Raw genomic sequence first — 14,124 nt, 5'->3', positions numbered from 1 at the left:
CTTGTGGCTGGCAACCCGGCGCAGAGGCCGGGCTAACAATCAGGATGCAGGGATTTTCAGATTCTGACCCAACATCACGTTGGTGGATTTCAGGTTATTCGCCTGGAGAATCGATTTTGGGCTGACGCCATAATGGGCGGCGATACTGCTCAGCGAGTCACCGCGCACCACTTTATGTCGCACCGGACGGCGCGCCACTGGCGAAGCGGGCGCAGTGCGGCTTGCCACGGCACTGGCAGGCACTTTCAACCGCTGACCGACCCAGACCACATCCCGCTTCAGGGTATTCATTTGCCGCAAGGTGGCCATGCTGACGCCATATTTCGCTGCAATCCCTGAGAGCGTTTCGCCGCGCGTCACGGTATGACGCTGAATAGCCCCCGTATACTGCGTCTCGCCGGTCGCCGGATTACTGGCTACGCTGACCGCTGGCGGCGTATCCAGCGGCCGGTTTTCCTCCTTTGGGACCGATTGTAGCGGGTGCGCCAGGAAATAAGCGCGCAGTCCTTTATATATCGACTGAGCAATCTTATCCTGGTGTGCGCTACTGCCGAGCAGTCGCTCCTCCGAGGCATTACTGATAAAACCGGTTTCCACCAGAAGCGAAGGAATATCCGGCGAACGTAACACGCCAAGGCTGGCATGCTCAGGTAAACGCTTATGTAAGGACGTCACGCCACGCAGTTGCTGTATGACCTTTGTGGCGATGTCGTAGCCGACGCGCTGCGAGTGACCAAACTGCAAATCCAGTACGGCCTGACTCAGGTAAGGATCGGCCTGGCTGTTCGCCAGCAAATCACCGGCTCCACCTAAGAGCTCAGACTGTTTCTCTTTCTGTTCCAGCCAGTTGGCCATTTCACTGTTGGCACGACGGTTGGATAATACCCAGACCGAGGCTCCCGTTGCTGCATGACTCGGTGCCGCATCGGCGTGAATCGACACCAGTACGTTGGCATTTGCTTTACGCGCAACATCCGAGCGGCCCATCACGGAGATAAAGTAGTCGCCATCACGGGTTAAAACGCCTTTAAACATCGGGTCGTCGTTTAACAGCACTTTCAGTTTGCGCGCGATGGCGATGGTGACGTTTTTCTCTTTAAGCCCATGCTGGCCTATCGCCCCAGGGTCCTGACCGCCGTGACCGGCATCAATCGCTACGATCACCGTATCATCCCGGTTGGCCACACCACCCGGACGGGCGGTGCTGTTGGTGTTGGTTACCGTGGTCACCGGATTAGCGTTAAACGGATTGCTGGCGGCGGTTTCCCGCGCACGCGATGGTTGTGCTTCCGTCGTGACAACAGGCGCACTGCGTGTGACGGCAGGACGTTTGCCCTGAATGGTGAAAACCACGCTGTAGTTATTACCATTACGTTGCGTGACGGCACGGGTTTTTCCCGACTGAGTCAGCTCAAAGACCAACCGTATGCTTTGTTTATCTTTCGGGGTACTGGTACGAATGCGCTTAACGATGTTATCGCCACTAAACGTCAGCGGTAAGCCTTTAATGACACCGCTTTGGCGAATATCCAGCACCACGCGATCGGGATTGTGCAACGGAAAATAGGCGTAAATCGGCTGACCGGAAAAACTCAGCGTCACCGTAGCCTGATTTCCACCGTTTGATACCTGAATATCAGACAGATTCGCCGCAAACAGAGGCCTGGCGATAAGTAGCAATCCTGCCAGTACAAGCATTTTCATCCATGACATCATGCCTGCGCCCTGCCTTGTTCAATCTGTTCAACCCAGCGCTGCCCCAGCGCGGAATGCGCTACCAGCTCGGCTTCACGTGCCTCATTGACGTAACGCAGCGTCAGCGCGACATCCGGCGGTGGCAAAATGCCTGCGCCCTGCTGAGGCCATTCGACCAGACAAATAGCATCATTCGTGAAGTAGTCACGAATGCCCATGAATTCCAGCTCTTCTGGATCGGCAAGGCGATAGAGATCGAAATGATAGACGGAACGCCCTTCCAGAGCATAAGGCTCAACCAGGGTATAGGTCGGGCTTTTCACATTGCCCGCGTGACCGGATGCCTGCAAGAAACCGCGGCTGAATGTGGTCTTCCCCGCGCCGAGGTCGCCATAAAGATAGATCACCGCCGCATTGCCGCAGGCATGCGCCAGTTGAGCACCCAGTTCGAGTGTTGCCGCCTCATTGGGCAAAGGTATAACACAGCTCTTCATGCTTCTTGATTCATCTCTGGATTAACAAACTGCCACAGCAGATCAAATAAGTCTGATGCCAGCATGCCGCGCGTGCCTCGCTGCTCAGCCAACGTATCAGCGGCAGCACCGTGAACAACGCAACCTGCACAGGCAGCATCAAACAGCGCCAATTTTTGTCCCATTAACGAGGCAATAATACCGGTGAGCACATCACCCATACCACCCGATGCCATCCCGGCATTACCCACATCGGCAAAAGCCATTTGCCCGCTTTCACTGGCGATAATCGTGCCCGCACCTTTTAAGACAGCCACACCACCATAGCGTTTCGCCAGATCCCGAGCAGCTTGTAAGCGGTCACTTTCAATTTCGCTGGTTTTGACGCCCAGTAAGCGAGCAGCCTCACCAGGATGCGGCGTTATAATGCGATTCTGACGTTTCTCCGCGCTTATTGCCAGCAAGTTAAGTGCATCTGCATCCCAAAGCATGGGCTTTTCAGTGCTTTTAACCTTTTCGAGTGCCTTTTTGCCCCATTCCCGCTGTCCCAGCCCCGGCCCAATTGCGATAACGTCAGCCCACGCGAGTGCTTCATCCAGTCGCGCATCGGTTAACGCATCCACCATGATCTCAGGGCGCGCAGTCAGGATGGGGAGAATATTATCTTTGTGAGTAAGTACTCGCACTAATCCACTTCCCGTGCGCAGTGCGGCTTCTGCCGACATCCGAATAGCACCTGCCGTCCCGCTGTCGCCGCCAATCACCAGCAAACGGCCCTGATCGCCTTTATGGGATGTCGCCTTACGCGGTGTCAGCCAGTGAGACAGAAAACGCGCATCGTAGCGGGCCATGGGCGGCTGCTGTGCCGCCAGAAAAACCTGTAATCCCAGATCGGCAAGGTAAAGCGATCCGATACAGTCACGGGCTTTGCCGGTAAGCTGCCCGGGTTTTAGCGCAATAACGCTTAACGTGTGTGTGGCATTCATGACGCTTCCCGGCGTATTTCCCGTTGCTGCAGACAGGCCGGAAGGAATGTCCACCGCCATCACCGGCGCGGCATGCACGTTTGCCTGGTCTATCAGAGTGGAAAAAGGGTCGCCAGGCGCACGGCTGATTCCCGTCCCCAGTAACGCATCGACGATAATATCGACCTTTTCGGGCCAGACCGCATGAGGCGCATGGATCTCACCGCCCGCTTCAAGCCAGCTGCTTCTGGCGGTTTCTGCTTCTTCGGGTAAGGGTTTGCTGCCTTCACAGGCCAGCAGCGTTACCTGTTTGCCTGCGGCCTGTGCCAGCCTCGCAACGACGTAACCGTCGCCCCCGTTATTGCCGGGTCCACACAAAACCAGCCAGTGCTCTGCATCCGGCCAGTGCGCACGAATATGCTCATAGACCGCCTGGCCCGCACGTAACATCAGTTCATACAGGGTGATGCCGAGCGCATCTGCCCCCTCACGCTCAAGTTGCGCCAGTGCCTGCGCAGGCCAGACAGAGTGTGGTAAACTGTCGGCGTTTCTCTTCGAATTCTGGTTAGTCATGTCATACCCTCTCGATCTTGATCAACTCGCTCAACACATTAAACAGTGGGGACGCGATCTGGGCTTTCAGCAGGTCGGCATCGCCGACACCGATCTCAGCGCTGAAGAGCCGCGCCTGCAGGCCTGGCTGGACAAACAGTACCATGGCGAGATGGAATGGATGGCACGCCACGGAATGATGCGTGCCCGTCCGCATGAACTTCTACCCGGTACGCTTCGGGTTATCAGCGTTCGCATGAACTATCTGCCTGCCAAAGCCGCTTTCGCCAGCACACTGAAAAATCCCCAGTTAGGTTATGTCAGCCGCTATGCGCTGGGCCGTGATTACCACAAAGTATTGCGCAATCGACTGAAAAAGCTTGGAGAAATGATTCAGGCCCACTGCGGTGAAAGCCATTTTCGGCCGTTTGTTGATTCTGCCCCCCTGCTTGAACGCCCTCTGGCGGTGAAGGCGGGATTAGGCTGGACTGGCAAGCACTCGCTCATTCTGAACCGGGAAGCGGGCTCATGGTTTTTCCTGGGTGAACTGCTGATTGACCTGCCCCTTCCCGTCGACACACCTCAGGAAGAACAATGTGGACGCTGCGTGGCCTGCATGACCATTTGCCCGACAGGGGCCATTGTCGCGCCCTATACGGTGGACGCCCGACGCTGCATCTCCTATCTGACGATTGAGCTTGAAGGTGCCATCCCCGAAGCGTTGCGACCACTAATGGGGAACCGGATTTATGGTTGTGATGACTGCCAGCTCATCTGTCCCTGGAACCGTTATGGACAGTTGACAGATGAAGAGGATTTTTCACCTCGTGCAGCACTGCATGCGCCCGAGCTAGCGGCGCTGTTTCAGTGGGATGAAGCCAAATTCCTGCGGATTACTGAAGGCTCTCCCATCCGCCGTATCGGCTATCAGCGCTGGTCACGCAATATTGCGGTGGCGCTGGGCAATGCGCCCTGGAGCACTGAGATCCTCACCGTACTTGAACAGCGACGAGGTGAAAGTGATTTGCTGGATGAGCATATTCAATGGGCTATTACTCAACAACAGATTAAGCGGAAACGCGATGAGATTGACGTTCAACCCGCGCAGCAAAAAAGGCTGGTCAGGGCTGTTGAGAAGGGATTACCCCGTGATGCTTGATTGCGCAACGTCCGCAAGCTGTAGATTTCCACATCCTGTGAATAAAAATAAAAATACCTTGTCATTCAATCGTAATAACACAAGTGACAGAATCAAATAACATAATGAAATATTATTAATTCTTTATATATCATAAAGTTAAATAAAATTTGTGTTATTTTGCAAATAAGGCTAGCGTCTGGCTTAATCCATAAAGCTGTGGATAACTCTGTTTAAAAAAGTTTTACGGAACGGCAAAAGTGGCGTGGACAGTAACCTGCCTGCTGTGGATAACTCTGATTGTCGTGCTGAAGATCTTCATTCAGCCTGTAACACTGAGACGAAGTAAGTGACAAAAAACTGGAGCGGGAAACGAGACTCGAACTCGCGACCCCGACCTTGGCAAGGTCGTGCTCTACCAACTGAGCTATTCCCGCATAGAAGGGCACTACTAAACACATTTTGGAGCGGGAAACGAGACTCGAACTCGCGACCCCGACCTTGGCAAGGTCGTGCTCTACCAACTGAGCTATTCCCGCATAGAGGGTACTGCTAAACATAATTTGGAGCGGGAAACGAGACTCGAACTCGCGACCCCGACCTTGGCAAGGTCGTGCTCTACCAACTGAGCTATTCCCGCGCCTTGTACCGTAATAAATTCTTCACCGGTACGGGGTGCGCATTATACGAGAAATCGCTGCTGCTGCAAGATGCTTACAGCAAAATTTTGCGCTTTTGATGCGTTTGCTGATAATTGCAGCAACCTGGCGATTTCCTGCGCACCCTTTGCGGTTTAAAGCTGCAAAAAGTGTTGGCGGTAGTACGCCAGCTCGGCAACAGACTCGCGAATATCATCTAAAGCCTGGTGCGATCCGCTCTTTTTGAAACCCGGAAGAATGTCTGGCTTCCAGCGACGAGCCAGTTCTTTCAGCGTGCTGACATCCAGATAACGGTAATGGAAATAGGCTTCCAGCTCCGGCATGTACTTAAACAGGAAACGGCGATCCTGCCCAATGCTGTTGCCGCAAATCGGGGACGTATTGGCTGGCACCCACTGCTGCAGGAATTCGATGGTTGCCTTTTCTGCTGCGCGATCGTCAATCTTGCTGGCCTTCACACGTTCCACTAAACCGCTATGAGTATGTGTACGGACGTTCCATTCGTCCATCAAGCCCAGCTGCGCATCTGACTGATGAACCGCCATGACCGGACCTTCTGCCAGAATGTTAAGGTCGGCGTCGGTAACGATAGTGGCAATCTCAATAATGCGATCGCGTTCCGGATCGAGTCCGGTCATTTCAAGGTCAATCCAAATTAGATTATTTTCGTTTCCAGTTGCCATGCTGTTACCTGTGGTTGCTGAGTCGTCATTCATCGTGAATAAGGTGTATCATAGACGTTTTGCCCCCCAGGGCGAAATCCAGCTAAACCAGTGAGGGTGAGTGAGTAAAAATAAACTGTCGAAAGGTCAACAACGTCGCGTCAGCGCTAACCACGATCGCCGTTTAAACCAGCGCAAAATGCGCCCGGAAGCGGACGATAATATGTTCGGTCAGGACGCAGAAGGCGTGGTGGTCAGCCGATTTGGCATGCATGCCGATGTCGAGGACAGTGCAGGCCTGACGCACCGTTGTAATATTCGCCGCACGATCCGCTCACTGGTCACAGGCGATCGCGTGGTGTGGCGTCCCGCGTTAAACGGCGGCAAAGGTATTGTTGAGGCTGTGCATGAGCGTACCAGCGTTCTGACGCGTCCCGACTTCTATGACGGCGTGAAACCCATTGCCGCGAACATCGATCAAATTATTATCGTGTCAGCCATTCTGCCAGAGCTGTCATTGAACATTATCGATCGCTACCTGGTGGCCAGCGAAACGCTGGATATTGAGCCCCTGCTGGTGCTGAACAAAATCGATCTGCTGGATGACAACGCGCGTGCATTGGTTGATGAGCAGATGGAGATTTACCGCAAGATTGGTTATCGCGTCTTGATGGTTTCCAGCCATGCGAAAGATGGCCTGAATGCGCTGCAGAATGCGTTGACTGACCGGATAAGCATCTTTGCGGGTCAGTCTGGCGTAGGCAAATCCAGTCTGCTGAATGCCCTGCTCGGCTTCGACCAACAGAAAGACACGGCCATTCTGACTAACGACGTTTCTGACGTATCCGGGCTGGGTCAACACACGACCACCGCATCCCGGCTTTATCATTTTCCAGAAGGCGGGGACGTTATTGATTCTCCCGGCGTACGTGAGTTTGGTTTGTGGCATCTTGAGCCGGAACAAATCACGCGTGGATTTGTCGAATTCCGTGCATTCTTAGGTGATTGTAAGTTTCGTGACTGCAAACATGACACCGATCCGGGCTGTGCGATTCGTGAAGCCGTTGAAAACGGAAAAATCGATCAATCCCGCTTCTATAACTACCACCGTATTCTGGAAAGCATGGCACAAATGAAAAGCCGGAAAAACTTCGCTGAGAGTGAAGATTAAGGCCCGTAACGACGTATTCGCCATCTGACTGGGGCGCTGTTACAATCCGCTCCCTTTTTGTCAATGTTATGAAAGATAGCCAGGAGGCTAGGGTGTTTGATCGTTTTAAACTCGGCTTGAATCACATTCTCCCAAAAAAATGGCTGACTGAACTTGCAGGTTGGGGAGCAAGCCGTCGCGGCGGCTGGCTGACAAAACTGGTCATTGATGGTTTTGTCTGGTACTACAACGTCGATATGGCGGAAGCGCGTAAACCTGATACAGCCAGTTACCGCACCTTTAACGATTTTTTTGTGCGCCCGTTGAAAGACGATGCACGCCCGATCGATACCGATGCCAGCATGATCGTCCTGCCTGCTGATGGCGCAATAAGCCAGCTCGGACGTATTGAAGGCGACCAGATTTTCCAGGCGAAAGGCCACTATTACACGATTGATGCCCTGCTGGCCGGTAATGAGCAAATGGCCGCCCAGTTTCGTGATGGCGCATTCGCCACTACCTATCTGGCACCGCGCGATTATCACCGCGTACACATGCCATGTAACGGTATCCTGCGGGAAATGATCTACGTGCCCGGCGATCTTTACTCCGTTAATCCACTGACCGCACGCAATATCCCTAATCTCTTTGCCCGTAACGAGCGCGTAATTTGTTACTTTGAGACCGATATGGGACCTATGGTGCAAATTCTGGTGGGTGCCACCATTGTCGGCAGCATTGAAACGGTTTGGGCGGGCACAGTGACGCCGCCACGCGAAGGGATTATCAAACGCTGGCATTACCCGGCAGCCGATCATGACGGTGCCGTCGTATTACTTAAAGGTCAGGAAATGGGCCGCTTCAAACTGGGTTCAACCGTTATCAATCTGTTTGCGCCTGGCAGGATCAAACTGGCAGAAAGCCTTGAGGCCGAAACTAAAGTTCGGTTGGGCCAGCCTATGGCGATTGCCCTTCCACTGACGACTACCGCGCCTGACGCTGTCGAGTAGAACCTATGTTCGTGCGTTCGATCTTTTGTCTGCTGCTGAGCCTCTGGCTCAGCACTGCCACGCTAGCCGCCACTCTGCCTGATGCCAGCCAACTCAAACAGCAGTTGGAAGAGGTCAAAGCAGCGAAAAATTCCGCCTCGCAAACCGAGCAAATCCAGTCGCTGGAGGCCGCCCTGGCCTCGCTTTCTGAACGCGATGATGCTATCGAACGCGCGCAACAGTACCAGCAGGTTATAGATGACTTCCCGCGCCTTGCCCGTGAGCTGAGGCAGCAGATCGCCACGCTTAACGACAACGCTAAGAGCGTGCGCAGCACCATGAGCAGCGCGGAGCTGGAACAAGAGATCCTGCAAATCAGCAGTCAGTTGATCGAAGAAGGACGCCAGGCGCAGCAGGAGCAGGACCGCGCCAGGGAGATCAGTGACTCCTTGTCACAGCTGCCGCAGCAGCAAACAGAAGCGCGCCGTGCGTTAACCGAGAGTGAGCGGCGCTTACAAAGCGCGGGCAGCGCTGCCACACCGGCCGGTCAGGCCCAGCTAATGGCACGCCAGGCAGAAAATGCCGCGAACAAAGCCAAAGTGGATGAGTATGAGCTGGCGCAGCTGTCAGCAAATAATCGTCAGGAGCTGGCTCGCATGCGCGCCGAAGTGCATCAGCGCAAAGTGACCCAGCTCGATAATTATCTGCAGGCTTTGCGTAATCAGTTGAACGAGCAACGTCAGCGCGAGGCGGAAACCGCGCTGGCACGGACGGAACAGCTGGCGGAAAACAGCGGCGATTTACCGCCCGCGATTAGCGAGCAGTTTCGTGTTAACCGCGATTTATCTGGTGCGCTGAACCAGCAGGCGCAGCGCATGGATCTGGTCGCGTCGCAACAGCGCCTCGCGACGAATCAAATTATCCAGGTACGTCAGGCGCTGTCGACGTTACGGGAGCAGTCTCAATGGCTGGGCGCCTCTAACTTACTCGGTGATGCGCTTCGCGCGCAGGTTGCGCGTTTACCTGACATGCCGAAGTCGCAGCAGATCGACAATGAAATGGCACAGCTGCGCGTCCAGCGCCTGCATTATGAAGATCTGCTTGAACGTCAGAACGCACTGCGTAAAGCGCATCAGGCAGACGGGCAACCTTTTACCAGTGACCAAAAGCGTATTCTGGATGCACAGCTAAAAACGCAACGAGAACTGCTGAATTCCCTGATTTCTGGCTGCGATACGCTGATTCTGGAAATCACCAAACTCAAGGTTGCCAATACTCAGCTTCAGGATGCGTTAACCGAAGTTAAAGATGCCACGCATCGCTATCTATTCTGGACGGCTGATGTTAGCCCTATTTCATTAAGCTATCCTCTGGACGTGGCGAAAGGCCTGTCCCATTTGCTGACCCTGGATACGCTGGGGCAGCTTGGCAAAGCCCTGGCGATGATGTTTACCAGTCGCAGCACCGTCTTACCCATTCTGGGTGCAGTGCTGCTGGTCGGTTTTAGCCTTAGCACACGTCGTCACTTCAATGCTTTTCTTGAGCGCTCAGCCAGCAAGGTCGGCAAGGTCACTCAGGATCGCTTCCGCCTGACCATCCGAACCGTGTTCTGGTCGATTCTGGTGGCGCTTCCGCTTCCCGTGCTTTGGGCAACCCTGGGATACGGCCTGCAAAATGCCTGGCCCTATCCTGTCGCTGTGGCCATTGGCGATGGCATCACAGCTACCCTGCCTCTGCTGTGGATATTCATGGTCAGCGCCCAGTTTGCCCGTTCTAACGGCCTGTTTATCGTGCACTTCCGCTGGCCGCAGGTGCGTGTGGCACGCGCGATGCGCTACTACTCATTAAGTATTGGCCTGATCGTGCCCTTGATCATGCTGCTGATAACCTTTGACAACCTTGACGATCGCCTGTTTTCAGCAACGCTTGGCCGGCTGTGTTTTATTTTAATCTGCGGTGCCCTGAGTATTGTCACGGTGAGCCTGAAGCGAGCGGGTATTCCGCTTTACCTTGATAAAGAAGGTAACGGCGAAAATATGATTAACCGCCTGCTGTGGAATATCATGATCGCCATTCCGTTGCTGGCGGCGCTGGCCTCAATGATTGGCTATCTTGAAACGGCTCAGGCGCTGCTGGCGCGTCTGGAAACCTCCGTGGCAATCTGGTTTTTCCTGCTGGTTATTTACCATATCATCCGTCGCTGGATGCTGATTCAACGACGCAGGTTGGGTTTCGATCGCGCACGTCAGCGTCGGGCCGACATGCTGGCCAACCGCGCACGTAATGAAGAAGAAAAAGATCAGGCGCAAAACACTGACGTCATTGAAATTGAAGAGCCCGTGATCGATTTAGATGCAATCAGCGCCCAGTCACTGCGTCTGGTGCGTTCGATTCTGACGCTGATTGCACTGGTCTCATTTATTGTCCTGTGGTCAGAAATCCATTCTGCGTTTGGTTTCCTTGAGAATATCCGCTTATGGGATGTGAACACCTCCGTACAGGGCGTGGAAAGCATTCAACCTATTACGTTGGGTGCCGTCCTGATCGCCATTCTGGTGTTCGTGATTACTACGCAGTTGGTGCGTAATATGCCCGCCCTGCTTGAGCTGGCGCTGTTGCAGCATCTTGATTTGTCGCCAGGCACAGGTTATGCCATCACCACACTGACTAAATATCTGTTGTTGCTGATTGGTGGCTTGCTGGGCTTCTCATTGATTGGGATTGAATGGTCGAAGCTACAATGGCTGGTGACCGGCCTGGGTGTTGGCCTGGGATTTGGCCTGCAGGAGATTTTTGCAAATTTTATCTCCGGTCTGATTATCCTGTTTGAAAAACCCATTCGTATCGGCGATACCGTCACTATTCGCGATCTGACTGGCAGTATTACGCGCATTAACACCCGCGCCACCACAATTACCGACTGGGATCGCAAAGAGATTATTGTGCCCAATAAGGCCTTTATCACAGAACAGTTCGTTAACTGGTCGCTGTCAGACTCCGTCACCCGCGTGGTGCTTACCATCCCTGCGCCTGCGCAGGTAAGCAGCGAGGAGGTGACTACCTTGCTGAAACTGGCGGCTGAACGTTGCAGCTATGTCCTGGATACACCACCGCCGGAAGTCTTCCTGGTGGATTTGCAACAGGGCATACAGTTGTTTGAACTGCGTGTGCATGCGGCCGAGATGGGCCATCGCATGCCGCTTCGCCATGAATTACATCAGCTTATCCTGCATGGCTTTGCAGAACATGGCATTGAAATGCCGTTCCCACCGTTCCAGATGCGTGTCGAAACCTTAAGCAGAAAAAGCGCTGCCGGGACGGGGGCGCCAACAACGCGGACCTTCAGATCAGGCGGACTGTAAAATAAAAAACGCCCGGTATGACCGGGCGTTTTCCTGTTTGGGCGGTGATATTATTGCTTCACAAACGCTTCGCCCTGGGCGATATCTTTTTTCAGGGTTTCCAACATGCCTTCCAGCGCCTGCTGCTCAAACGGACTCAGCGCACCGACAGCTTTATGCTCCGCGATACCGTTCTTACCCAACAGCAGCGGTTGCGAGAAGAAACGGGCATGCTCACCCTCGCCTTCAACGTAGGCACACTCCACAACATTCGCTTCGCCGTTTAAAGCACGGACCAGTGACAGACCAAAACGTGCGGCGGCCTGCCCCATAGATAACGTTGCTGAACCCCCGCCGGCCTTCGCTTCCACCACTTCTGTACCGGCATTCTGGATACGTTTGGTGAGATCTGCGACTTCCTGCTCGCTGAAGGTGACGCCAGGAACCTGAGACAGTAACGGCAGAATAGTGACACCAGAGTGCCCACCGATCACCGGGACTTCTACTTCGCCAGGTTTTTTACCTTTGAGTTCAGCCACAAAGGTGTTGGCGCGAATAATGTCCAGCGTCGTTACGCCAAACAGACGATTCTTGTCATAAACACCGTGTTTCTTCAGCACCTCAGCCGCAATCGCCACTGTGGTGTTAACAGGGTTGGTGATCACCCCAATCAACGCTTTAGGTGCCGTAGTGGCAACCTGCTCAATGAGATTACGCACAATGCCGGCATTGACGTTAAACAAATCGGCGCGATCCATACCGGGTTTGCGTGCAACCCCGGCGGAGATAAGCACGACATCAGCACCTTTTAAAGCGGGGGTGGCATCTTCTCCACTGAAACCCTTGACCTTAACCGCGGTAGGAATGTGGCTAAGATCGACCGCAACGCCCGGTGTAACGGGAGCAATATCGTAGAGAGAAAGTTCTGAACCTGCGGGAAGCTGGGTTTTGAGTAGAAGTGCTAGCGCCTGGCCTATGCCACCAGCGGCACCGAGTACGGCAACTTTCATTCATAACTCCTTATTAAGATGGGGCAGAGAAAAGCAGAAATTCCATCTGTGTCAGACCTAAATCAACTGCTCAGGCGATGACGCGCATCCGCGACTATTTTACGTGCTTACGCACTTAATCTCCGGATTAAAAACGCACTTAATCATACCACTATCTTCCGCACGCCGGATTGCAGTCAGATGGCAGACCTGTTCGTCCCGTCAGCATTACCTTGGGTAAGTGACATTCACAAATGCAGCCTTTCCACCCGGTAACCCTCCAGAGTGTGATCGATATAACCTGAGACCGACAATCTTGACGTCGGCAGACAGAGAACGGCAGTGTACATTTTTATTTTCTTACCTCATCAATAATATAACACCTTTGCAACCTTTGCCTTTTCAGGCTGTGAGCTGGGTTTTGGTCTGAGTAAATTCTTTGCTATTATCGCCGCCCGCGATGGATACCGCTTCGTACAATTAACAACCGATTGCATAAAAATTCATTTATATGCATAATAATGACTTTACTGCGGCCCGAACCGCGGTTTTTCTTACGTTTACTGGTAACTTATGCGAAACCCATCGAAACAAGACGATCTGATCAAAGCCTTTAAGGCTTTATTAAAAGAAGAAAAATTCAGTTCTCAGGGCGAAATTGTTCAGGCGCTGCAGGAAGACGGCTTTGAGAACATCAACCAGTCTAAAGTTTCTCGGATGCTGACAAAGTTTGGCGCGGTGCGCACCCGCAATGCCAAAATGGAAATGGTGTACTGTTTACCCGCCGAACTCGGGGTGCCTACCACGACGAGCCCTCTGAAGAATCTGGTTCTGGACATTGACTACAATGACGCGCTGGTGGTGATCCATACCAGTCCTGGTGCCGCACAGTTGATTGCTCGCCTGCTGGATTCTCTGGGTAAGTCCGAAGGTATCCTTGGCACCATTGCTGGTGATGACACTATCTTTATTACCCCAGCCCGCGCCTTTACCGTCAAACAACTTCACGACGCGATCCTTGTGCTGTTTGAACAAGAGTTGTAGCCGTTACGCCTGACCGGCAGCACACTGCCGGTTTACCCTGCCCTTTCTCTTTCATCCCTTCTCCAGACCATCGCTCGCAAAATACATTATTTTTCAATGATTTAACATTAAGCCGTAATGCTTTCAGGACAAGAAATATTGGTCATACCTTTTATGCCACTTACCATTACGCGCTATTTTACACTGCTTTACATTCAAATAGTGGCGCTATCACCCAGACCAAAATAGTTAAGCAGCCAGATCGACCATGATTTTTCGCACTAAAAGTTAAAGTCACGCATCTTACTGTTTTTATGCGTAATTACCTGCCTGAGATAGGTTTTTCACCAATTTTAATAACTTTTGGTTATAAAAAAATCCCATAAGGTTAAATTGAGTCAACAAAACATTATTAGGCAGGTATTAATTTCTGCCGTTATTAGTCCTATACTTACTTTCGTGATGTGAATCACACTAATAAAAAAGAA

The 14,124-nt window shown here is 52.9% G+C and carries 10 protein-coding genes and 3 tRNA genes; 5 read left to right on the top strand and 8 right to left on the bottom strand.

Annotated features, from left to right (window positions below):
* Nucleotides 1-39: 39 nt before the first annotated feature.
* Genes amiB through nnr form a run of 3 tightly spaced genes read right to left on the bottom strand, consistent with a single transcriptional unit; the run spans nt 40 to nt 3,706 of the window.
* Complete coding sequence (amiB, locus tag QNH99_RS02625) at nt 40-1,716, bottom strand: N-acetylmuramoyl-L-alanine amidase AmiB (protein ID WP_063877416.1); 1,677 nt, start codon at nt 1,714-1,716, stop codon at nt 40-42.
* Nucleotides 1,713-2,189, bottom strand: coding sequence for a tRNA (adenosine(37)-N6)-threonylcarbamoyltransferase complex ATPase subunit type 1 TsaE (gene tsaE, locus QNH99_RS02620; protein WP_096011250.1), 477 nt, complete (start codon nt 2,187-2,189; stop codon nt 1,713-1,715). Before tsaE ends, amiB begins: the two co-directional genes overlap by 4 nt.
* The gene (nnr, locus tag QNH99_RS02615) at nt 2,186-3,706 is read right to left on the bottom strand and encodes a bifunctional ADP-dependent NAD(P)H-hydrate dehydratase/NAD(P)H-hydrate epimerase (RefSeq protein WP_410517258.1); all 1,521 of its coding nucleotides are present in this window, start codon (nt 3,704-3,706) and stop codon (nt 2,186-2,188) included. The genes tsaE and nnr overlap by 4 nt, the downstream gene beginning before the upstream one ends.
* On the opposite strand from nnr, the gene queG reads away from it, so the two are divergent.
* Nucleotides 3,705-4,844 (top strand): tRNA epoxyqueuosine(34) reductase QueG, encoded by a 1,140-nt coding sequence (gene queG / locus QNH99_RS02610; RefSeq protein ID WP_410517257.1) that lies wholly within the window; start codon nt 3,705-3,707, stop codon nt 4,842-4,844. The genes nnr and queG overlap by 2 nt on opposite strands.
* 340 nt (nt 4,845-5,184) lie before the next feature.
* Here queG and QNH99_RS02605 read toward each other — a convergent pair.
* The 4 genes from QNH99_RS02605 to orn all read right to left on the bottom strand — a co-directional run bounded on the left by QNH99_RS02605 (nt 5,185) and on the right by orn (nt 6,165).
* Nucleotides 5,185-5,260 (bottom strand) — tRNA-Gly (locus QNH99_RS02605).
* A gap of 26 nt (nt 5,261-5,286) precedes the next feature.
* Nucleotides 5,287-5,362: transfer RNA gene (locus tag QNH99_RS02600), tRNA-Gly, on the bottom strand.
* Nucleotides 5,363-5,387: 25 nt separating this feature from the next.
* A tRNA-Gly gene (locus QNH99_RS02595) sits at nt 5,388-5,463 on the bottom strand.
* Between the two features lie 153 nt (nt 5,464-5,616).
* Nucleotides 5,617-6,165 (bottom strand): oligoribonuclease, encoded by a 549-nt coding sequence (gene orn, locus QNH99_RS02590; RefSeq protein ID WP_063881043.1) that lies wholly within the window; start codon nt 6,163-6,165, stop codon nt 5,617-5,619.
* Nucleotides 6,166-6,265: 100 nt separating this feature from the next.
* Here orn and rsgA point away from each other — a divergent pair, with 100 nt between their 5' ends.
* The 3 genes from rsgA (at nt 6,266) to mscM (ending at nt 11,645) form a co-directional block, all read left to right on the top strand.
* Nucleotides 6,266-7,315: a small ribosomal subunit biogenesis GTPase RsgA gene (rsgA, locus tag QNH99_RS02585; RefSeq protein WP_096011253.1), complete on the top strand. Its 1,050-nt coding sequence runs from the start codon at nt 6,266-6,268 to the stop codon at nt 7,313-7,315.
* A 92-nt stretch (nt 7,316-7,407) separates the two neighbouring features.
* Nucleotides 7,408-8,304 (top strand): archaetidylserine decarboxylase, encoded by an 897-nt coding sequence (gene asd / locus QNH99_RS02580; protein ID WP_410517256.1) that lies wholly within the window; start codon nt 7,408-7,410, stop codon nt 8,302-8,304.
* Nucleotides 8,305-8,309: 5 nt separating this feature from the next.
* Nucleotides 8,310-11,645 carry a miniconductance mechanosensitive channel MscM gene (gene mscM / locus QNH99_RS02575; RefSeq protein ID WP_410517255.1) on the top strand — a complete coding sequence of 1,112 codons (3,336 nt, stop codon included), beginning with the start codon at nt 8,310-8,312 and terminating at the stop codon, nt 11,643-11,645.
* A gap of 50 nt (nt 11,646-11,695) precedes the next feature.
* Here the strand turns inward: mscM and mdh are convergent, their stop codons facing one another.
* Nucleotides 11,696-12,634 (bottom strand): malate dehydrogenase, encoded by a 939-nt coding sequence (gene mdh / locus QNH99_RS02570; RefSeq protein WP_145394825.1) that lies wholly within the window; start codon nt 12,632-12,634, stop codon nt 11,696-11,698.
* Nucleotides 12,635-13,186: 552 nt separating this feature from the next.
* Here mdh and argR point away from each other — a divergent pair.
* Complete coding sequence (gene argR, locus QNH99_RS02565) at nt 13,187-13,657, top strand: transcriptional regulator ArgR (protein WP_013027416.1); 471 nt, start codon at nt 13,187-13,189, stop codon at nt 13,655-13,657.
* Nucleotides 13,658-14,124 lie beyond the last annotated feature (467 nt).

Origin of the sequence: Pantoea allii (assembly GCF_046529425.1) — a bacterium.
Classification (GTDB): domain Bacteria; phylum Pseudomonadota; class Gammaproteobacteria; order Enterobacterales; family Enterobacteriaceae; genus Pantoea; species Pantoea allii.
The sequence above is the reverse complement of the archived record's forward strand: the minus strand, read 5'-3'. Positions and strand labels throughout refer to the sequence as shown.

Coding starts and splice junctions, on each gene's coding strand:
- mdh (WP_145394825.1), bottom strand. CDS start 12,634: ATGAAAGTTGCCGTACTCGGTGCCGCTGGTGGCATAGGCCAGGCGCTA.
- amiB (WP_063877416.1), bottom strand. CDS start 1,716: ATGATGTCATGGATGAAAATGCTTGTACTGGCAGGATTGCTACTTATC.
- mscM (WP_410517255.1), top strand. CDS start 8,310: ATGTTCGTGCGTTCGATCTTTTGTCTGCTGCTGAGCCTCTGGCTCAGC.
- nnr (WP_410517258.1), bottom strand. CDS start 3,706: ATGACTAACCAGAATTCGAAGAGAAACGCCGACAGTTTACCACACTCT.
- orn (WP_063881043.1), bottom strand. CDS start 6,165: ATGGCAACTGGAAACGAAAATAATCTAATTTGGATTGACCTTGAAATG.
- queG (WP_410517257.1), top strand. CDS start 3,705: ATGTCATACCCTCTCGATCTTGATCAACTCGCTCAACACATTAAACAG.
- tsaE (WP_096011250.1), bottom strand. CDS start 2,189: ATGAAGAGCTGTGTTATACCTTTGCCCAATGAGGCGGCAACACTCGAA.
- argR (WP_013027416.1), top strand. CDS start 13,187: ATGCGAAACCCATCGAAACAAGACGATCTGATCAAAGCCTTTAAGGCT.